The sequence below is a fragment of the Halochromatium roseum genome (genome assembly GCF_016653315.1).
Classification (GTDB): domain Bacteria; phylum Pseudomonadota; class Gammaproteobacteria; order Chromatiales; family Chromatiaceae; genus Lamprobacter; species Lamprobacter roseus.
The window spans coordinates 1-19460 of sequence record NZ_NHSH01000051.1; the positions used below are offsets into that span (position 1 = coordinate 1).

Genomic DNA, 19460 nt, shown 5'->3' on the forward strand with positions numbered 1-19460 from the left:
GACCCCACGGGCGACGGCGTGACCGGCGATCCATTCGCCTGAGGTTGGTGCAATCCCAGCCCGCGAATCGTGAGCAACACTGTTCGGCTCACGTGCATGGATAGTTTTCCATGGCTCGAGGAACGGTTACAGGAGCTTCACCAGCGTTGCGATGATCGCCGCTTGGGCGACCAGTGCGCCGGTCACCCACTTGATCAGATCGAGCTTGAGTTCCGCCAGTTCGCTCTTGAGTCGGTAGTCCAGATACTCCTGGGTCACCGGGCGTTGCTCTTCCTGGATCTGTTTGAGCGCTGCGGCCAGCCCCTCGGCCTGATCGCGACTGAAGCCCGTCGTTTCTAGGGCCTGAATGAACTTGTGGGTGTCGAATGTCAGTGTTGTCATCATCGGTCTCCGTGTCGGCGGATCGACTAGGTGTTGCAAGAATCCGCTCCAGTACCTTGCGATTGGCCCCGCCGCGAATACTGTTGGTGGCCACCAGCCCCGCCGCGCCCGCTTGGCCCGCCACGAGCTGCGCGCGGGCCCTCTCGAACCAGTAGGTTACAAGATCAGCACCGGCGGGCACGCGACCGGAATAGAGTCTAGCGAGACCGTAAAGTAGGCATCACCAAGCGCTGCTCGCTTCTTGCTCCCGCCCAAAAACGGCGGATTCCCCACGATTACATCCGCCACCCCCCGACAGCCTCGGCCGTACCCGTCGCGCCGATACCGGGGCACCGATCGTGGTGCCGGATCGCGTGGTCGAGTCCGGCAACGGCCGCACCATGGCGATTCGCGAAGCCTACCGCAGCGGTCGCGCTGAGGAATACCGCGAGTGGCTGACCGAGGAGGCGGAAACCTTCGGTCTTGATCCTGAGCGCGTCAAGGCGATGACACATCCTGTCTTGGTGCGGGTGCGCACCGAGGCGCTTGATCGGCGTGAGTTTGCCATCGAAGCCAATCAGGATGACAAGCTGGCGATGACGGCGACCGAGAAGGCGCGCGCCGATGCCGACCGACTGGATTCGGCCCTACTCGCCAAGCTGAGCGACGATGGCAACCTACTTGCGGCCAGCAATCGCGACTTTGTAACCGGGTTCCTGAGCGCCGGGGCAAGAGGTCGACTTGGCCAAGGGTGACCAGTAAAGTGGATAGGATCGGTCTGGCGACGTCTCCAACGCAAGTTTTCTATGGATGTTGATTCTTGGCCTCAACCATGAGCGCACCCCCTGCCGAAGCAGCCGAACGCCCCGGCACATGGAAGCTGTAAGATGCCAAAGCTCGCTTTAGCGAGTTGGTTCGTCTTGCCGGCGAGATTGGACCACAGCATTTGACCGTGAATGGTCAGGAAAAGGCCGTCGTCTTGTCCGCCAAAGATTACCAGCGCCTGCGCGGCGAACCGATGGGCGACGCCTTGGTCCGATTGCTCGCCGAGGCCGACCTCGATGATCTCGAATTCGAGCACCGCAAGACCCGTGGTCCAGTCCGTGACATCAAGCTGTGAGCGGATGGCTACTGGATACCAACGTGCTCTCGGAGCTGCGGCGTCAGCGGCCAACGCCCTCCGTGGTCGACTTCGTAGCGGCCGGGGTTGCGGTGTTCAATCCGTGGTGCGAGTCCGCTTGACGCAAACAGATCAACCTCTGCACCAGATGGCCAGGAACGGCCTGATTAGTCTGGGCGGTCGTGGTTTAGATCTGGATGTCTTCCGGCGCTATGGCGCTATGATCACCAGGGACCTGACACGTAAGTCTTCCGCTGATGTTCAGATGAAATGGCGCTTCACCCGGTCAACCGCGCCACCACCGTACTGACCTGATCCACCCGCTTGGCCGGATCAGCCATGTCCATGCTGAACCGCAGCGCACCCGCCGCCTGATCCAGCTTGAAGTCCTTGGGCCGCGATTGCACCAACTGAATCAGCCTCATGTGATCGATATTCGGCTGCTCACCGAAGACGATGCGCCCGCCCTTGGGGCCGGCCTCGATCTTCTTGATGCCGTAGGGCTGGACCTTGAGCTTCAGCTCGGTGATCGCGAATAGGGCCTTGGTCGGCTCCGGCAGCAGGCCGAAGCGGTCGATCATCTCCACTTGCAGATCCTTCAGCTCGTTGCGGTCGGCGGCGCTGGCGATGCGCTTGTAGGTGACCAGCCGGGTGTGGACATCGGGCAGATAATCGTCCGGCAGCAGGGCGGGGAGGCCGAGATCGATCTCGGCGCCGTGGTCGAGCGGGCGATCGAGCTCCGGGGTCTTGCCGGATTTGAGCGCCTGCACCGCGCGCTCGAGCAGGTCCATGTAGAGGGTGAAGCCGATCTCGTGGATCTGGCCGGATTGCTCCTCGCCTAAGAGTTCACCGGCACCGCGGATCTCCAGATCATGGGTGGCCAGCGTGAAGCCGGCGCCGAGGTCTTCCAGCGACTCGATCGCCTCCAAGCGCTTTTTCGCATCAGCGGTCATCGCCTTCGGCGGCGGGGTGATCAGATAGGCGTAGGCGCGATGGTGCGAGCGGCCAACCCGTCCGCGCAACTGGTGCAACTGCGCCAGGCCGAGCTTATCGGCACGATGGATGACGATGGTGTTGGCGCTCGGCACGTCGATGCCGGACTCGACGATCGTCGTGCAGACCAGCAGGTTGAAGCGCCGATGGTAGAAGTCGCGCATGACCCGCTCGAGCTCCTTCTCGCGCATCTGGCCGTGGGCGACCTCGACCCGCGCCTCGGGCACCAGTGCTTCTAGTTTCTGCGCCATGTTCTCGATGGTCTCGACCTCGTTGTGCAGGAAGTAGACCTGGCCGCCGCGGTTGATCTCGCGCTGGCAGGCCTCGCGGATCAGGGCATCGTTCCAGGTCGAGACGAAGGTCTTGATCGGATGGCGCTCGACCGGCGGCGTGGCGATGATGCTCAGATCGCGCATCCCGGCCATCGCCATGTTGAGCGTGCGCGGGATCGGCGTCGCGGTGAGGGTCAGCACGTCGACCTCGGCGCGCAGGCTCTTCAGCTGCTCCTTGTGGCGCACGCCAAAGCGGTGCTCCTCATCGATGATCGCGAGTCCTAGGTTCTTGAACTTGACCGAGGGCTGCAACAGCTTGTGGGTGCCGACGACGAGATCGACCGTTCCGGCGGCGAGCCCGTCGGTCACGCCCTTGACCTCCTTGGCGCTCTTGAAGCGCGACAGGCTCTCGACCTTGATCGGCCAGTCGGCGAAGCGATCCGACAGATTCTGGAAGTGCTGCTGGGCGAGCAGGGTGGTCGGGACCAGCAGCGCGACCTGCTTGCCGGCATTGATGGCGACGAAGGCAGCGCGCATCGCCACCTCGGTCTTGCCGAAGCCGACATCGCCGCAGACCACCCGGTCCATCGGCTTGGGGTCGGCCATGTCGCTGAGGATGGCCTCGATGGCGCGCTGCTGATCCGGGGTCTCCTCGAACTCGAAGGCGGCGGCAAAGGCGTCGTAGTCGGCGCCTGGGGTCGGGAAGGAGACGCCTTGGCGGGCGGCGCGGCGGGCGTAGATGTCGAGCAGCTCGGCGGCGACGTCGCGGATCTTCTCCGCCGCCTTGCGCTTGGCGCGCTCCCATTGATCGCTGCCGAGCCGGTGCAGCGGCGCCTGCTCGGGCTCGGCGCCGGTGTAGCGCGAGATCAGGTGCAGCGAGCTGACCGGCACATAGAGCTTGTCGCCCTTGGCGTATTCGAGCGCGAGGAATTCCGCCGGGGTGCCGCCGACCGCGATGGTCTGCAGCCCAAGGAAGCGGCCGACGCCATGTTCCTCGTGCACCACCGGCGCGCCCGCGACCAGTTCGGTGAGGTTGCGGACCACCGCCTCGCCATCGCGCTCGCGGTGCTTGCGGCGGCGCTCTTGACGCACCCGCTCGCCGTAGAGCTGGGTCTCGGTCAGGATCACCAGCGCGGGCTGATCAGCGCTGGCGGGCAGCAGCAGCGGCTCCTCCAACGGCGCGACGGTCACCGCGAGCGGGGCGGTGTCGGTGAGGAAATCGAGCCAGCCCGCGACGGGCTTTGGCTGGATGCCAAAGCCGTGCAGATTGTCGATCAACAGCTCGCGTCGGCCGGTGCTCTCGGCGATGAAGAGCACGCGTCGGCCGGTGGGGTTGGGTGAAGGTGAGCCCGATGCCGCGCTAGGCGCGCTGGGCGCGTCAACCAACGCGGTCTCATCCAAGAACGCCTTGAGTGCCGCGGCGGGATGCGCAGCGCGTGCTTGGATCGCCACGGCCGGCGGTCGCCCGCTGGCGAAGTTGTAGACCTGCGCAAAGCCTTTGCGTCGCTCGGCCCATTCGGCGCTCTGCCAGCGCACACCGGGCAGCGCATTGAGCTGACCGGCAAGCTCGTCCGGGCTGAGATAGAGGCGCTGAGGTGGCAGCAGTGGTCGCTCAATGTCGTGGCGGCGCTGCTCGTAGCGGGTGCCAATATCCTCGAAGCGGGCTTTGGCCGCCTCGCGGGCGCCTTCTGGCTCGAACAGCAGGGCGCCGGTGGGCAGATAGTCGAACAGGGTCGCGGTCTGCTCGAAGAACAATGGCAGGTAGTATTCGAGCCCGCCCGGTGCTCGGCCCTCGGAGACCTCGCGATAGATCAGGCTGGCCTTGGGGTCGGCGTCGATGCTGGCGCGCCAGCGTTGACGGAAGCCGGCGATCGCCTCCTCGGTGAACGGATACTCGCGCGCCGGCAGCAGGCGCACCTGCTCGAGCTTGGCGATCGAGCGCTGGCTGTCGGGATCGAAGGTGCGGATCGATTCGACCTCATCGTCGAACAGGTCGATACGCAGTGGCTCGCGGCTGCCCATCGGGAAGATGTCGAGCAGCGCGCCGCGCACCGCGAACTCGCCGTGGGTGATGACCTGCGAGACGCATTGATAGCCAGCGCGCGTGAGGCGTTCGCGGGTGTGCTCCAGGTTGAGTCGGTCGCCGGCGGCCAGCACCAGCGACTGGCCGTCGACGAAGTCCGGCGGCGGCAGCCGCTGCATCAGCGTGGCGACCGGCACCACCAGCACCCCACGCGCGAGCCGCGGTAAGCGGTGCAGGGTCAGCAGCCGCTCGGAGACCAGCTCCGGGAGCGGTGAGAAAACGTCGTAGGGCAGCGTCTCCCAATCCGGAAAGCTGAGCACCGGCACGGCTTGGCCGCGAGCCCGTTCGGTACTCGGCTTGCCGGCGTTAGCGCCCGTGCCGGCGTTTGCCCCAGCGCCTTTGCCTGTCTTCGTCTCGGCGCCCCTGTTGCTATCCGTGCCGGTGGCCGTGCCGGCGTTGGCCAACGCATTGTTCGCGCTGATGTCCTGTTCATCGAGGAAGAAGCGCAGCGCCTCGCTGAGCTGAACCGCCGCCGGCATATCCGCGACCACGCAGAGCAGCGGAGCCCGCGCGTTGCGGGCGGCTTCGGCAATCGCCAGCGCTGAAGCAGCGCCATAGAGTTTCCCCCACAACAGCCGTTCGCCTTGGCGCTGCGGCAAGGGTGGTGCGAGCGGTGATGGCGCTCGCGCATCCTCGGTGAGGGCATCCGTGAGGCCAGCTGGGGGCATGGCGGTGAGCGCCGAGGGCGCATCCGAGCGAGAAGCGGTAGGGTCTTGGGACACAGCGACAAGGAAGAGCAGAACAGCGGACTGAAAGATAAGCGCTGAATCTTCGCACAGCACACCTCTGGGTGCAGCAATGCCTAGTGGAATAGCTCTAGTGGAACAGCCCTGGTGGAACAGCCCTAGTGGAACAGCGGCTGCAACGTTCAGCGGGATGCCAGCGTCACGCCGGCGAAAACGCCAGTCTCCAGGCCAGGGATGATGAGCTGCGGGTTGCTCCGAGCGGTGAGGGGGCCGGGTCGTGCGCCTCCTCGCGGCTCGCAGCCTCACTCAGGTACGATATCGCCATGTGCCATGTGCCATGTGCCATGTGCCATGGCCACCCTCTCGTCAGCCTTGGAGACCGCATCGATGAAGCAGCCAACCAACCTCGCCGGCAAGATCGCTCATCTGAAGACCCTGCTGGTGAATGCCGAGGAATTTTCCGAACCGATGACCTACTTCTTTGATGCCCTGGTCGATGATCCCGCCTTTCTCGCCAAGGGCAAGAAGCTCAGGGACGAGCAGATCGAGTCACGCTTCTACGGGGTGCTGGAGGTGCTTCGACGGCGCATGACGCCAGACACCGAGGTCAAGCCGCGCACCATGACCTTGGCTGCACTCAAACAGTACGGGTTTGCCCATGGCGGCTTTACCTTCGGACATCTCCTCGGGGTGACCTTCTACTTCCGCGACCTCGATATGGGGCTCTGCGCGTTAACGGCCATGGACGGCTCCGCCATGACCCTGTTTTCACGCTTCTCGGTCTATGATCAGGTCGACCCGTCGAAGAATTTTCAGGTCGACCGCCCTGGGCGTCGCCATTGACACCGCCGCCGTGCCAGTCGGCAAACCTCCCAGTCGAGGAAACCTCAAGGCGGTCTCGTCTGGCATCGGTTGGTCACGAAAAATTCACAGAATGGCAGTATGCGGTCGTCACAATAGCGCTGGCCTGAGTTTGGGCCACCCTTCTACGCACCATGATCTTTAGGAGTTCTTCCGCCATGACGCTTCTGCATGCACTGAAGACAGCGGCACTTGCCGGCTGTCTCTCGACGTTCGCCTTCTCTGCGGCGGTCAGCGCCGACACCACCGTGAATGGCTCCGGCGCCAGCTTTCCGTTCCCGCTCTATGCCAAGTGGGCGAAGGACTTCAGCAAACAGAACAAGGGCGTACGCGTCCAGTACCAGGCGGTCGGTAGTGGTGCAGGCATTCAGGCGTTTATTGCCGAAACCGTCGATTTCGCGGCCAGCGATGCGGCCATGAACGACGACGAGATCAGCAAGGTGCCGACCGAAAAGGGCGTGGTCCTGCTGCCGATGACCGCCGGTGAGGTCGTCCTCTCGTACAATCTGCCTGGCAACCCGGAGCTGAAGTTGCCGCGGGACGTGTTCATCGATATCTTTACCGGTAAGCTCGATACCTGGTCGGATGAGCGCATCGCCAAGGCGAATCCGGATGTGAAGTTCCCCGATGACAAGATCACCGTGGTACGTCGCTCTGACTCTTCCGGTACGACCTATGTCTTTACCGGCCACCTCGCCGCGATCAGCGATGAGTTCAAGAGCCAGGTCGGTCACGGCAAGAGCGTGAACTGGCCGAAGCGCTTTGTCGGCGCGCCGAAGAACGACGGTGTCGCGGCGATGATCAAGCAGACACCGGGCGCGATCGGCTACATCGAATACGGCTATGCCGAGGCGACCCGTCAGCCGATGGCGATCCTGCAGAACAAGGCCGGTCATTTCGTCAAGCCGGGCGAGGACAGCGGTAAGGCCGCACTGGCCAGCGCCGAATTCCCAACCACTGATCTGCCAGGGTATCCGGGCACGCCCGACCTGCGCGTTTGGGTTGATGACCCCGAGGGCGAGCAGGCCTATCCAATCGCGACCTTTACTTGGATGCTGATGTATCAGCATCAAGACGAGGAAAACGCCAAGGTGCTGCGCGACTTCATCGAATATGGCCTGACCGAAGGCCAAAAGGACGCCACCAAGATGGGCTTCATTCCGCTGCCGGAGAACGTCAAGGCCAAGGTTGAAGAGGCCATGAAGCTGGTCGGCAGCAGCAAGTAACGCTGCGACCTGAAGCCCGCTTGAGGCTCAGCTGGCGTCGGTGCGCTATCGAAGGTTGCACCGTTCGCCGGCAGCTTTTTGACCTAATCTTTATCGCCCAACCTTATCGCTTCCATACCGCTTCCTTATCGCTCAGCTTCGCCAGCGTTGGCGATCCAAGAACGGCGCACTTGCTATGGCTTCCAATCCTTTCGCTCATGTTGTCACCAAGGTCAGCGGGCCGCCCTCGGCTGTCGACTATGGGGCGGACAAACTGCTCCGAGGGGTGGTCTGGGGCGCGGCCGCGGTTATCCTGCTCCTGGTGGCCTATATCGTCTTCGAACTCGGTCGCCAGGCCTTTCCGGCGATGCTCGAGTTTGGCCCCGAATTCATTTACAGCACCACCTGGGATGTTCAGGCAAAGCAATTCGGCATCCTGCCCGAGATCTGGGGTACGCTCTATAGCTCACTCTTGGCCTTGCTGCTTGGCGGTATCCTTGGGGTCGCGATCGCCATCTTTCTGACCCAAGATTTTCTCGACCATCGCGTCTCCAATGTCTTTCGCACCATTGTCGAGATGCTGGCCGCGATCCCCTCGGTGGTCTATGGCCTCTGGGGCATCTACGTGCTGATTCCGCTGATCCGGCCTGGCGCCAACTGGTTGCACGACACGCTCGGCTGGTTCCCGTTCTTCGGCACCTCGCTGAGCGGCCCTGGCATGGCGCCGGCTGCGCTTGTGCTGGCGGTGATGATCCTGCCGACGGTGGCAGCGATCTCGGTCGATGCCTTCAAGCGCGTGCCCTATAAGGTCAAAGAAGCCGCTTATGGTATGGGCACCACGCGTTGGGAGGCGATCCTGAAGGTGATGTTGCCGAGTGCTTCGAGCGGCATCTTGGCAGCGCTGGTGCTCGGCTTCGGGCGCGCGCTGGGCGAGACCATGGCGCTGGCGATGTTGATCGGTAACTCCAATCAGATCAGCCTGTCGTTGTTCGCGCCGGCCAACACACTGGCATCGCTGCTCGCCTCTAGCTTTCCGGAGGCTGGGCCGATCGAGGTGCAGGCGCTGATGTATGCGGCCATCGCGCTGCTCGCCATCACGCTGCTGGTGAACATCTTTGGCCTCTGGATCATGAAGGCCGCTACGCGCAAGTTTGAGGGGAAATAGGCCATGACCGGTAACATTAGCCAGGCGATCCTCGAGCGGGATCTTGACTCCTTGCCGCAGCTCAAGGGCTCGGTGCTCGAAGGTCGTGGCCTCAGGAGCCGCATCTATACTGGCATCACCTGGCTGCTCGCCATCCTGGCCGCATTTCCCTTGTTCTCGGTGCTCTACATGCTGATCGCCAAGGGCGGCGCTCGCATCAACTGGGAGACCCTGACCGAACTGCCACCCTCGGCGTTCGAGGTCGGCGGTGGTATCGGCCCGGCGATCGTCGGCACCGGCGTCATGGTTGGCATTGGCGCCGCCATCAGCATCCCGATCGGCATCCTCGCCGCCATCTACCTGGCTGAGATCGATCCGCACGCCAAGTTGGCGCAGATCGCGCGCTTCCTGGCCAAGGTGCTGACCGGCTTCCCCTCGATCCTGGCTGGTGTTTTCGTCTATGCGTCCCTGGTGGTAGCGATGAAGAGCTACTCGGCTTGGGCTGGTGGTATCGCGCTAGCGGTGCTGATGCTGCCAACGGTGATTCTGACCGCCGAGGAGGCGCTGAAGCAGGTGCCGCAGAAGATGAAGGATGCTGCCTACGGTATGGGTTGCACCCGAGCGCAGGTCATCAGCAAGGTGACCTTACCGACCGGCATGCCCGGCGTGATCACCGGTGTGCTGCTGGCGGTGGCTGGTGCGGCGGGCGAATCGGCGCCGCTGCTTTTTACCGCCTTGTTCAGTACCTACTACATCAATGGTTGGGAAGGATTGAGCGAGCCCACTTCGTCGCTGTCGATCTTGATCTACAACTTCTCGGGCATGCCCTATGACAACCAGATCGAGCTGGCTTGGACGGCCTCGTTGGTGCTGGTGCTGATTATCCTGCTGTTCAACATTCTGGCCCGCGTTCTCGGCCGGCAGAAGTTTTGATTGCGATTGATGAGGTAACTCGGACATGAACGCGACTTCAGAAGCACTCAGCAGCCAAGCTGCGGCTTGGTCGGTCGACCCGAAAGACAGGGTGATGGACTGTCGCTTGCAGAAGATCTTCTACGGCGACTTCCTGGCCGTGCGCAACAGCATCGTGCCGATCGAGAAGAACAAGATCACTGGCTTTATCGGGCCGTCTGGCTGCGGCAAGAGTACCGTGCTGCGCAGCCTCAATCGGATGAACGATCTGATCCCCATCTTCCGCTTTGAGGGCAGCGTCACTTACCACGGGCAGGACATCTACGACAAGTCGATCGACCCGGTCTTGGTGCGGCGCTACATCGGCATGGTATTCCAGCAGCCGAACCCGTTCTCGATGAGCATCTATGACAACGTCGCCTTCGGCCTGCGGCTGAATCGGTTCAAGGGTGATATGGACGAGCGGGTCGAGAAGGCATTGCGCAGTGCGGCGCTCTGGACCGAGGTCAAGGACAAGCTGAAGAACAGTGGCTTGTCCTTGTCCGGCGGCCAGCAGCAGCGTCTCTGTATCGCGCGTGCCGTGGCCACCGAGCCCGATGTGCTGTTGATGGACGAGCCCTGCTCGGCGCTGGACCCCATCGCGACACGTCAGGTCGAGGAACTGATGCTGGAGCTGAAGGAAAACTACTCGGTGGCGCTGGTGACCCATAACATGCAGCAAGCTACGCGTGTTGCCGACACCACGGCCTTCTTCTCGGTCGACATCTCACAGGGTGGACGCACCGGCTACCTGGTCGAGATGGGCGAGACGCGCCAGGTCTTCGAGGACCCGCAGGCACAGCTGACGAAGGAATACGTTTCCGGCGAATTCAGCTGATCGGCAGCTGCTTAGCAGCTGTTCGATACCTCAGCCAGCAATCACGCCAAGCTTTGGGGCCTTCCGCTTCCCTGGCAAGGCAGAGCTTTTGCTTCAATTTTGCAAATGGATCTCGATGCCGAAGGCGAGACGACTTAACCTGGATGCCATAGAGGCGTCACTACGCGCTGTGCAGGCAGACTTCGAACGGATCAATGGGACCCTGGATACGCCGCGTGATCCACTCGGCAACGCCGTCCTCGAGCGCATGCTGCTCGGCTACGAGCTGGTCGACGCCTACCTCGCCGATGGGGTGGATCTGTTTGCCGCTGGGCATTCGTCGCTGCTGCTCGAACTCAATGTGCGCGTGCTCTGCGGGCTCGACGCCGCACGGCGGCCCGAGTGCGCCTCGCAGCTCGAGGCGACCAAAGAACACTTCTACGCGGCCACCGACGGCGGGGTCGAATCCTTAGTGAACTGGGTACGAGGTCTCAATGGCGCACCGACTCGGCGGCGGGCCGCGAGTACCTACATTCATATCCTGAGTCAGCCACAGTTGTTCATCGAGGGCAACCATCGGACTGGCTCGCTGGTGATGAGCTGGATACTCGCTCGTGACGGAAAGCCGCCCTTCGTGCTCTCGGTTGAGAATGCCAAGGCCTATTTCGATCCTTCGGCGCTGGTCAAGAACTCGCGTAAACATTCACTGCGGTTGTTGCTAGAACGTCCTAAACTGGTGAAACGATTCGCTGACCTGCTCAAGGACGACGCTGAGAAGGTTCATCTCGATGGCCACTAGACTTGACGACGACGATAACCACGACAATGCCACGCCCATCGTGAGTGTGCTGCCGGAGCCCTCAGCGCAGGGCTCCGGCCTGCCGTTTCCGGTGCATCCGCTGCGCGAGCTGGTGACCTCCGAGCTGCATGCCCGCACCTTCGATCCGATGCAGGCGCCGGTTCGGGTCGCACATCTTGCCTATCTCTGTGGCGAGCGGGGGAGCGGGCGCCAGCAACAGTATTTGGCGCGCTTGCTCTCACACTTTGGTATCCAGTTGCCACCGAAGGTTGGCCTGCAATTCGCCACCGATCTCGGTGGGCTCTGGCTGCGCTGGGAGCGGCATACTGAATTTGTCACCTACACGCTCAGCCGTCAGGGTCCATTTGCTCAACCCTTTGGTTCCGATCTGCTGGGTGAATTGCCGCAAGTCTGGCTGCGTAATCTCCCGGGGCAGGTGGTGACTGCGGTGCAACTTGCGCTTGAGTCAGCCGAGATGCCCGAGCGCAGCCTCGACGAGTTGGTCGCGCTGTTCGGTCATCATCCAGTGGTGGGTGGTCAGGTTGCCGGCGGGGCTGGTTACGTCTGGTCTGATCTGCGGATTCATGCCGACGGATTTGGCCATATTCTGCTACGCGATGTCTGTCTGTCAGCTGAGCAGGCGGGTCGGCTGATCAAGCGCGTGCTCGAGATCAATGCCTATCGCGCGATGGCGCTACTGGGTCTGCCGGCGGCGCGGGAAGCGGCGTTGCTGCTGAGCGATGCGGAGCAGCGCTTGGCAGGTGTGGCCGCGCGTATGGTTGATGGCCAATTGGACGCTGCGGGTAGCGGCGACGCGAGCCCTGTCGATGGCCTGACATTGCCCCCAGAGCGCGAACTACTGGCCGAACTCACCGCACTGGCGGCTGAGATCGAGTCGGTCGCGGCCGAGACCGCAACCCGGTTTGATGCCTCGCAAGCTTACTATCAGGTGGTGCGACAGCGGCTCGAGCAGCTGCGCGAAGAGCGCATTCAAGGGGTACAGACACTGACCGAATTCCTCGATGCACGCTTGGCGCCGGCGATCGCTACCTGCACCGCAACCGCGCAACGTCAGCAACATCTCGCCGAGCGGGCGGCGCGCTTGACCGCGCTGCTGCGCGCTCGGGTCGAGGTTGAGTTGCAGGAGCAAAACCGCGGCCTGTTGGATTCGATGGATCGGCGTGCCAAGCTACAGCTGCGGTTGCAAGAGACGGTCGAGGGGCTATCGGTCGTCGCGATCGGCTATTACGGAGTCGGGCTGATCGGTTATCTACTGAAGGGGTTCGAGGCGAGCGGCTGGCCCCTCAATTCGACACTTGGCATTGGCATTGCGGTACCGCTGGTGGTTGGCATCGCTTGGCTTGGACTCAGACGTGCAAGGCGTCGCTTACATCAGGATGCCGAGCATTCGCATCTGAGCACAGCGCAAGGCGGCGGTGCCGGTTCGACTGAAACACCGACGCGCGAGCAAGATTAGTAAAAAACTGTCGATCAACGTCTTCCCGATTTGAGGGCCCATGGTGGGCGATGATCGGGAAGTAGAAAATGGGCAGCGACTCAGGCTCTCGCAACAGGGGACGCTGGCCCGTCGCAGCGTCGGCCATCGGCCTTAGCCCGGCGCCCGAATATCAAGCTCTGGCCTGAGGGAACCGATGGGTGCGATCTTTCCCTGGCTCCGCCAGGAGATCAGCGCATCGTGGTCGAGATAGAAGGTCCGCCCCGTGATGCGTCCGTGATGCTTGACGTCGAGGGCTTGTGCCAGCTCGCGAGCGGTCGATGAAGACGGCGATGTGCCGATGACGCGAGCGAGCGCGTCGCCGTTCTTCTCGACCAGCAAGATGTAGTACTCCATGCGTCCTCCGCATGTGAATCGCGGTCAGGATTCGGCGTGTCGGCCCGCGCTCGCTGGGCGTCGACCGGCGAAGCATGGTGTCGTGCTCGGTCGCCTTGGTCGCTCCAAGTGGCCGGTGGTTATGGGCAAGTGTTCATGTCACCGCCGACGCTGCCGGTCAGTGCGAGGAACGCGTTAAAAGGACCCATCACGCCCATGGCTTCCATCTTCGGACCGCTGAACTTGAGCTTGCCAGTCATCATCGAGCCGGCCGCTTTGCACTTGCCCTCGCCCATGCAGGTCCAGTTTTCGTCGGTGGCGTGCATCAGGTAGTCGACACCGTAATCTGGGTTGCTGTTGGTGACCGCGCCACCATAGGTACAGATGGCCTTGCCGTCCTTGTGCGAGATCTTCAACTCGACCTTGCTGCCGAGGCCGCACTTGTCTCGATACATTTGAATCGTCTTGAAACCGCGGTCATCGTCGTTCTTGGCCCAGTCGGCAAGCTCATTGGTGAGGGTGCTGCTCTTGTTCCAGGCATCGCAGGCCTGCTTGGCCCACGCATTGCTCATGAAGACCTCTGCGTGCGCGCTGAGGCTTCCGGTTGCGAGCAGTACAGCTAAGGCGGTGGCGCGTGTTGTGATCATGGTCAGATCCTCCTATGGGGTCGTTAGACTCTGTTGTATTTTGTCTTGAGCTGCTCAGTCACCAAAGGGCTGCGCAAATGTCATCCCCTAGCGAACAGGATGCTACGCCAGGCGCGAGAAGGTGGCAATGAACCGATCGGGAGACCTTGCTGATCGTTGCTCTGGTTAGATGGGCCGTTGCCGCAGTCAACCTCTCTTCGTTGTGTACAGGCATCGTTGTGAGCAGGCATCAGGTGCCCGGATCTCCATAGAAAACGTAGTTGGTCGAGTAATCGCTGATCTCGAAATAGACCTTGCGCTCATTGCCGTCTTGTTCGCCATTGAGGTTACTGTCGAGGACGCCGTAGGCAAAACGATAAGGGCGGTTCATGTCGCCGCTGGTCGCTGTGGCTGTCGAGAGCTTATCGATCTTGATGAAGCGCTTGACGACCTTGCCGCCCGAGTAGACCTCGAGCACGCCGTTGGCGCCCGTCCAGTTCTGCAGCGAGCGGCCAATCTTGTTTTGGGTCTCTTGGGTGCAGCCCAGCATGGCGACGCTGAGCAGCAGCAGGATGAGGAGGCGAGTGAGAGGCAGTGTGGTCTTAGTCATCTTGGCCTGAAAGATCGATTGTTGGGTTGGTCAAAAGGGGCTGCTGAGGTCGGCTGACATGGGTGTCACCTGCCAAATCCGCTCGGCGTACTCCTTGATGGAGCGATCAGACGAGAACTTGCCCATGCGCGTGGTGTTGAGGATCGACATTCGATCCCAGTGGTGAGGGTCTTTGTAGGCATGGTCGACCTCTTGTTGGCGCTCACGATAGTCGTTGAAGTCGGCCAGTACCATGAATGGGTCGCCGTGGATCAGGTTCTCGGTCAGCGGACGGAACAGCTCGGTGTCGCCGTGCGAGAACAGGCCTGAGCTGATGAGATCCACGGCCGCGCGCAGCTGCTCGTCGCGCTGATACAGCTCCCAGGGCTCATAGCCGGCGACCTGTTGTTGCTGCACCTCGGCCGCCGTCATGCCGAAGAGGAAGAAGTTCTCATGCCCGACCTCGTCGCGGATCTCGATATTCGCGCCATCCAGGGTGCCGATGGTCAGTGCACCATTCATCGAGAACTTCATGTTGCCGGTGCCGGAGGCCTCCTTGCCGGCTAAGGAGATCTGCTCGGAAAGATCGGCGGCCGGGTAGAGCCGTTGGCCGTTCTTGACGTTGAAGTCGGGCATGAACAGCACGCGCAGATAGCCATTGACCTGGGGGTCAGTATTGATCACCTCGCCAACGGCATTGATCAGTTTGATCATCAGCTTGGCCATGAAATAGCCAGGCGCGGCCTTGCCGCCAAAGATGAAGGTACGTGGCGTCAGATCGATGTTTGGGCGCTGCTTGATCTGCTCATAGAGCCAGACGATATGCAGCAGATTCAGGTGCTGGCGCTTGTACTCATGGAAGCGCTTGGCTTGGACATCGAACAGGGTCTCGGGGTCCGGGGCAAAGCCGGTGCGCTCGCCGAGCCAGTTCGAGAGCTTGCGTTTGGCGTTGGTCTTGACCTCGCGCCAGCGTTGCTGCAGGGCATGGTCCTCGGCATGTGGCTCGAGATCGCGCAGGCACTCGAGATCCTGTACCCAGCGGTCATTACCACAGGTCTCGGTGATCAGCGCGGCGAGCTCGGGATTGCTGGCGACGATGAACCGCCGTGGTGTTACCCCATTGGTGACGTTGTGAAAGCGTTCTGGCCAGAGGTCATTGAAGTCCTTCATCACCGTCGATTTGAGCAGCTCGGTGTGCAGCTCGGCGACGCCATTGATGGCCTTGCTGCCGACTGCGGCGAGATGCGCCATACGCACCCGGCGTCCCCCCTGCTCGTCGATCAGCGACATGCGCGCAACGCGCTCGTCGTCACCCAGGAAGTGCACACGTACCTCATCGAGAAAGCGCCGGTTGATCTCGTAGATGATCTCCAGATGGCGTGGCAGCAGGCGCTCGAACAGCTCGACCGACCAGGTCTCCAGCGCCTCTGGCAGCAGGGTGTGGTTGGTGAAGTGGCAGCTGTTGCGGGTGATCTCCCAGGCCTGGTCCCAGGTCATCAGATGATCGTCGAGGAGCAGCCGCATCAGCTCGGCGACGGCCAGCGATGGATGGGTATCGTTGAGCTGGATCGCGTACTTGTGATGGAAACGCTCCAGATGGCCGGTATGGCGCAGCTCGAGCCGGATCATGTCTTGCAGCGAGCAGGAGACGAAGAAGAACTGCTGTTTCAGGCGTAGCTCCTTGCCGGCCACCGGCTCGTCATTCGGGTAGAGCACCTTGGAGATGGTCTCGGCCTCGATCTTGGCATGCACGGCGCCATAGTAGTCGCCGACATTGAAGGCCCCGAAATCGAACGATTCCGGGGCTTCTGATTTCCACAGCCGGAGCAGATTCACGTTGGTGACGCCATAGCCCATGATGGCGGTGTCATAGGCGACGCCGTTGACGACCAGGTTCGGGCGCCAGCGCTGGCGCGGAACGCCATGCTCGTCGGCATAGGCCTCGCTATAGCCACCAAAGCCGACCGGGAACGCCAGCTTCGGCCGCATGATCTCCCAGGGGTTGCCGTTACGCAGCCAGGTATCGCCCTTCTCGATCTGCCAGCCGTCGACGATGACTTGGTCGAAGATGCCAAACTCATAGCGAATGCCATAGCCGATGGCTGGAATCTGGGTCGTGGCCAGGGAGTCCATGTAACAGGCCGCTAACCGGCCGAGTCCACCGTTGCCGAGGCCCGGCTCCTCCTCGCTCTCGATGATGCGCTCGAAGTCGAGCCCCAGTTCCTCGGCGACCTCGCGCGCCACCTCGGTGATGCCGAGGTTGATCATGTTGTTGGCCAGGTGCGGGCCGAGCAGGAACTCGGCCGAGAGGTAGCAGACGGTACGGGCGCTCTGATCCTTGTAGATGCGCGCCGACTTGATCCAGCGCTCAAGCATCCGATCGCGGACCGTATAGGCAGCGGCTTGGTACAGGTTGTTGTCGGTTGCGACCTCCAGAGAGCGACCTTGGATGTAGAACAGGTTGTCGAGGAAGGCGCGATTCAGTGCGTCCTTTGATAAGCCGGTGCGGGTGCGTTCTTCGTCCAAGCGGTTGTCAGCTGTGCTCATTGCGCGCCTCTTGTGCAGTCGTGTTCTGGAGTCGTGTTCTAGATCCGTGTTCCTAGAGCCATCTTCAGAACGGCCAGACCCAATCGTCGACTTCGGGCTTGTCGATGCCGTACTCATGGGCATAGTTGCGGCAGTCGATCTGCATGTCCTTGAGTCGCTCCATCACATGTGCGCCTGCCACTTGCAGCCGTGGGACGCGCTTGATCACATCCATCGCCAGTGTAAAACGATCGATCTCGTTCTCGATCGCCAGCTCCAGTGGCGTGTTGATGTTGCCACGCTCCTTATAGCCGCGCACATGCAGGTTCTTGTGGTTGGTGCGCCGATAGGCCAACCGATGGATCAGCCAAGGATAGCCGTGGAAGTTGAAGATCACCGGCCGATCCTTGGTGAACAGGCTGTCGAAATCGGCATCGGTGAGGCCGTGCGGATGCTCATTCGGGGTGGTGATCCGGAACAGATCGACGACGTTGATGAAGCGGATCTTAATATCCGCGAAGTGCTCGCGCAGCAACGCGGTGGCCGCAAGCGCCTCCTTGGTCGGGATGTCGCCGCAGCCGACCAACACCGCGTCCGGCTCCTCGCCCTGGTCATTACTGGCCCAGTCCCAGATGCCGAGGCCCTTGGTGCAGTGCTTGATGGCGGCGTCCATGTCTAGGTATTGCAGATGATTCTGCTTGTCGGCGACGATGACGTTGATGTCATCGCGACTCTGCAGGCAGTGATCCACGGTCGAGAGCAGGCTGTTGACGTCTGGTGGCAGATAGATGCGCGTGACCTCCGGGTTCTTGTTCACCACCACATCGAGGAAGCCGGGGTCCTGATGGGTGAAGCCGTTGTGGTCCTGGCGCCAGACGGTCGAGGTGATCAGCAGATTCAGCGAGGAGATGCGTGCCCGCCAGGGGATGTCTTCGCAGATCGCCAGCCATTTTGCATGCTGGTTGTACATGCTGTCGATGACATGCACGAAGGCCTCGTAGGTGGCGAAAAAGCCGTGGCGGCCGGTCAGCAGATAGCCCTCGTACCAGCCCTCGAGGGTGTGCTCGGAGAGCATCTCGAGCACGCGGCCGTCGGGTGACAGCTCGCCGCCGTCGGCATCCTCGTCCTTATAGTCGCAGAGCCAGAGCTTTTTGGAGACCTCGTAGATCGCGTCGAGCTTGTTCGAGCTGTTCTCGTCCGGGCCGAAGACGCGGAAGTTATCCATGTTTTTCGCCATCACATCGCGCAGCAGCGCGCCCACCGGCTTGGTGTTCATGTGCCTTGTGGTGCCGGGCTTGTCGACCGGGATCGCATAGTCGCGAAAGTCCGGTCGGCGCAGCGCCCGGCGTAAGAGTCCACCGTTGGCATGCGGATTGGCGCTCATGCGCAAGGTGCCCTGGGGGGCGAGCGCCTTCAGTTCTGGAATCAGCAGGCCGTTGCCATCGAACAACTCGTCCGGCTTGTAGCGCTTCATCCAGGTCTCGAGCTGCTGCAGATGCTCTGGATTGTTGTGCATGCCCGAGAGTGGCACCTGATGCGCGCGCCAGAAGCCCTCGACCTTGTGCCCATCGACCTCCTCGGGGCCGGTCCAGCCCTTGGGGGTGCGCAGCACGATCATCGGCCAATGACCGCGGGTCGCCTTGCCCGAGCGGCGCGCCTCGTCCTGCAGCGCCTTGATCTCGGCATAGCAGCGATCCAGGGTCTCTGCCATCAGCCGATGCATCGTCATCGGGTCATCGCCCTCGACGAAGTGCGGCGTCCAGCCATAGCCGCGCATCAGGCTCGCCAACTCCTCATTCGGGATGCGCGCGAGCAGGGTCGGGTTGTTGATCTTATAACCGTTGAGATGCAGGATCGGCAGCACCGCGCCGTCGCGGATCGGGTTCAGGAATTTGGCCGAATGCCAGCTCGTCGCGAGCGGGCCGGTCTCGGCCTCGCCGTCGCCGACCGCGACCGTCACCAGCAGGTCGGGGTTGTCGAACGCAGCGCCGAAGGCATGCGAGATCGAGTAGCCGAGTTCGCCGCCCTCGTGGATCGAGCCGGGGGTCTCGGGGGTGCAGTGGCTGCCAATGCCGCCGGGGAACGAGAACTGCTTGAAAAAGGCCTGCAGGCCGGCCTCGTCCTCGCTCTTGTTCGGGTAGATCTCGGAGTAGGTGCCTTCCAGGTAGACCGGCGCCAAGACGCCGGGGGCGCCATGTCCTGGCCCGGCGAGGAAGATCGCTTCCTGTTGGTGGGCGTTGATGAGTCGGTTCATGTGCACATACATGAAGGCCAGGCCCGGGCTGGAGCCCCAGTGGCCGAGCAGGCGTTTCTTCAGGTGCTCCTCACGCAGGGGTTCGCGCAGCAGCGGGTTGTCGCGCAGGTAGATCATGCCGGCCGCGAGATAACAGCAAGCGCGCCAGTAGGCATCGATCTTCTCGAGCTGAGCCTGGTTGAGGGTCGCGGAAACAGTGGTGTTTTCTTCGGCCATGATGATCTCCTGAGCGCGCTGTGTTGTGGATCAGGTAATGGACTAGCTTAGGGTTCAAGATAGCGTTCAAGATAGGGTTCAGATTAGAACGTTTCGGTGAACATTGGATGACGCCAACGGACGTGGC

At 62.0% G+C, this 19460-nt stretch carries 15 protein-coding genes and 1 pseudogene; 9 read left to right on the plus strand and 7 right to left on the minus strand.

Annotated elements, in window-relative coordinates:
* Positions 1 to 126 precede the first annotated feature (126 nt).
* Positions 127 to 381, minus strand: a complete 255-nt coding sequence (locus CCR96_RS09290; protein WP_201219855.1) for a CCDC90 family protein — start codon at positions 379 to 381, stop codon at positions 127 to 129.
* Positions 382 to 611: 230 nt separating this feature from the next.
* Here CCR96_RS09290 and CCR96_RS09295 point away from each other — a divergent pair, with 230 nt between their 5' ends.
* On the plus strand, positions 612 to 1115 hold the full coding sequence (locus CCR96_RS09295) for a hypothetical protein (protein ID WP_201219938.1): 504 nt from the start codon (positions 612 to 614) through the stop codon (positions 1113 to 1115).
* A gap of 143 nt (positions 1116 to 1258) precedes the next feature.
* Positions 1259 to 1480 (plus strand): annotated as a pseudogene (locus CCR96_RS24535) (type II toxin-antitoxin system prevent-host-death family antitoxin); the annotation flags it as partial.
* A gap of 278 nt (positions 1481 to 1758) precedes the next feature.
* Here CCR96_RS24535 and mfd read toward each other — a convergent pair.
* Positions 1759 to 5496 carry a transcription-repair coupling factor gene (gene mfd / locus CCR96_RS09305; protein WP_242518815.1) on the minus strand — a complete coding sequence of 1246 codons (3738 nt, stop codon included), beginning with the start codon at positions 5494 to 5496 and terminating at the stop codon, positions 1759 to 1761.
* 405 nt (positions 5497 to 5901) lie between these two features.
* Here mfd and CCR96_RS09310 point away from each other — a divergent pair, with 405 nt between their 5' ends.
* The 7 genes from CCR96_RS09310 to CCR96_RS09340 all read left to right on the plus strand — a co-directional run bounded on the left by CCR96_RS09310 (position 5902) and on the right by CCR96_RS09340 (position 12768).
* A complete protein-coding gene (locus CCR96_RS09310) occupies positions 5902 to 6357 on the plus strand; it encodes a hypothetical protein (protein ID WP_201219856.1) in 456 nt (151 codons plus the stop codon).
* A gap of 176 nt (positions 6358 to 6533) precedes the next feature.
* Positions 6534 to 7601 carry a phosphate ABC transporter substrate-binding protein PstS gene (gene pstS / locus CCR96_RS09315; protein WP_201219857.1) on the plus strand — a complete coding sequence of 356 codons (1068 nt, stop codon included), beginning with the start codon at positions 6534 to 6536 and terminating at the stop codon, positions 7599 to 7601.
* 175 nt (positions 7602 to 7776) lie between these two features.
* Positions 7777 to 8745 (plus strand): phosphate ABC transporter permease subunit PstC, encoded by a 969-nt coding sequence (pstC, locus tag CCR96_RS09320; protein ID WP_201219858.1) that lies wholly within the window; start codon positions 7777 to 7779, stop codon positions 8743 to 8745.
* A gap of 3 nt (positions 8746 to 8748) precedes the next feature.
* Positions 8749 to 9657 (plus strand): phosphate ABC transporter permease PstA, encoded by a 909-nt coding sequence (gene pstA / locus CCR96_RS09325; protein WP_201219859.1) that lies wholly within the window; start codon positions 8749 to 8751, stop codon positions 9655 to 9657.
* Between the two features lie 25 nt (positions 9658 to 9682).
* On the plus strand, positions 9683 to 10513 hold the full coding sequence (gene pstB, locus CCR96_RS09330) for a phosphate ABC transporter ATP-binding protein PstB (protein WP_201219860.1): 831 nt from the start codon (positions 9683 to 9685) through the stop codon (positions 10511 to 10513).
* 169 nt (positions 10514 to 10682) lie between these two features.
* The gene (locus CCR96_RS09335) at positions 10683 to 11291 is read left to right on the plus strand and encodes a hypothetical protein (RefSeq protein WP_338035857.1); all 609 of its coding nucleotides are present in this window, start codon (positions 10683 to 10685) and stop codon (positions 11289 to 11291) included.
* Positions 11281 to 12768, plus strand: coding sequence for a DUF3422 family protein (locus CCR96_RS09340; protein ID WP_201219862.1), 1488 nt, complete (start codon positions 11281 to 11283; stop codon positions 12766 to 12768). The genes CCR96_RS09335 and CCR96_RS09340 overlap by 11 nt, the downstream gene beginning before the upstream one ends.
* 132 nt (positions 12769 to 12900) lie before the next feature.
* On the opposite strand, the gene CCR96_RS09345 is transcribed toward CCR96_RS09340, so the two are convergent.
* The 5 genes from CCR96_RS09345 to CCR96_RS09365 all read right to left on the minus strand — a co-directional run bounded on the left by CCR96_RS09345 (position 12901) and on the right by CCR96_RS09365 (position 19333).
* Positions 12901 to 13143, minus strand: coding sequence for a hypothetical protein (locus CCR96_RS09345; RefSeq protein ID WP_201219863.1), 243 nt, complete (start codon positions 13141 to 13143; stop codon positions 12901 to 12903).
* 119 nt (positions 13144 to 13262) lie between these two features.
* Entirely contained in the window at positions 13263 to 13769 is a 507-nt protein-coding gene (locus tag CCR96_RS09350; RefSeq protein WP_201219864.1) for an SCP2 sterol-binding domain-containing protein, read from the minus strand.
* Between the two features lie 229 nt (positions 13770 to 13998).
* Positions 13999 to 14358: a hypothetical protein gene (locus CCR96_RS09355; RefSeq protein ID WP_201219865.1), complete on the minus strand. Its 360-nt coding sequence runs from the start codon at positions 14356 to 14358 to the stop codon at positions 13999 to 14001.
* Between the two features lie 30 nt (positions 14359 to 14388).
* Positions 14389 to 16884, minus strand: coding sequence for a glycogen/starch/alpha-glucan phosphorylase (locus CCR96_RS09360; RefSeq protein WP_201219866.1), 2496 nt, complete (start codon positions 16882 to 16884; stop codon positions 14389 to 14391).
* Between the two features lie 64 nt (positions 16885 to 16948).
* Positions 16949 to 19333, minus strand: a complete 2385-nt coding sequence (locus CCR96_RS09365) for a phosphoketolase family protein (RefSeq protein WP_201219867.1) — start codon at positions 19331 to 19333, stop codon at positions 16949 to 16951.
* Between the last annotated feature and the right edge of the window lie 127 nt (positions 19334 to 19460).

Bases quoted from the DNA above. Each gene is read 5' to 3' on its own strand.
- CCR96_RS09345 (WP_201219863.1), bottom strand. From the start codon at position 13,143: ATGGAGTACTACATCTTGCTGGTCGAGAAGAACGGCGACGCGCTCGCT.
- CCR96_RS09360 (WP_201219866.1), bottom strand. From the start codon at position 16,884: ATGAGCACAGCTGACAACCGCTTGGACGAAGAACGCACCCGCACCGGC.
- CCR96_RS09355 (WP_201219865.1), bottom strand. From the start codon at position 14,358: ATGACTAAGACCACACTGCCTCTCACTCGCCTCCTCATCCTGCTGCTG.
- mfd (WP_242518815.1), bottom strand. From the start codon at position 5,496: ATGCCCCCAGCTGGCCTCACGGATGCCCTCACCGAGGATGCGCGAGCG.
- CCR96_RS09350 (WP_201219864.1), bottom strand. From the start codon at position 13,769: ATGATCACAACACGCGCCACCGCCTTAGCTGTACTGCTCGCAACCGGA.
- CCR96_RS09310 (WP_201219856.1), top strand. From the start codon at position 5,902: ATGAAGCAGCCAACCAACCTCGCCGGCAAGATCGCTCATCTGAAGACC.
- CCR96_RS09340 (WP_201219862.1), top strand. From the start codon at position 11,281: ATGGCCACTAGACTTGACGACGACGATAACCACGACAATGCCACGCCC.
- pstB (WP_201219860.1), top strand. From the start codon at position 9,683: ATGAACGCGACTTCAGAAGCACTCAGCAGCCAAGCTGCGGCTTGGTCG.
- CCR96_RS09290 (WP_201219855.1), bottom strand. From the start codon at position 381: ATGACAACACTGACATTCGACACCCACAAGTTCATTCAGGCCCTAGAA.
- pstC (WP_201219858.1), top strand. From the start codon at position 7,777: ATGGCTTCCAATCCTTTCGCTCATGTTGTCACCAAGGTCAGCGGGCCG.
- pstA (WP_201219859.1), top strand. From the start codon at position 8,749: ATGACCGGTAACATTAGCCAGGCGATCCTCGAGCGGGATCTTGACTCC.
- pstS (WP_201219857.1), top strand. From the start codon at position 6,534: ATGACGCTTCTGCATGCACTGAAGACAGCGGCACTTGCCGGCTGTCTC.
- CCR96_RS09365 (WP_201219867.1), bottom strand. From the start codon at position 19,333: ATGGCCGAAGAAAACACCACTGTTTCCGCGACCCTCAACCAGGCTCAG.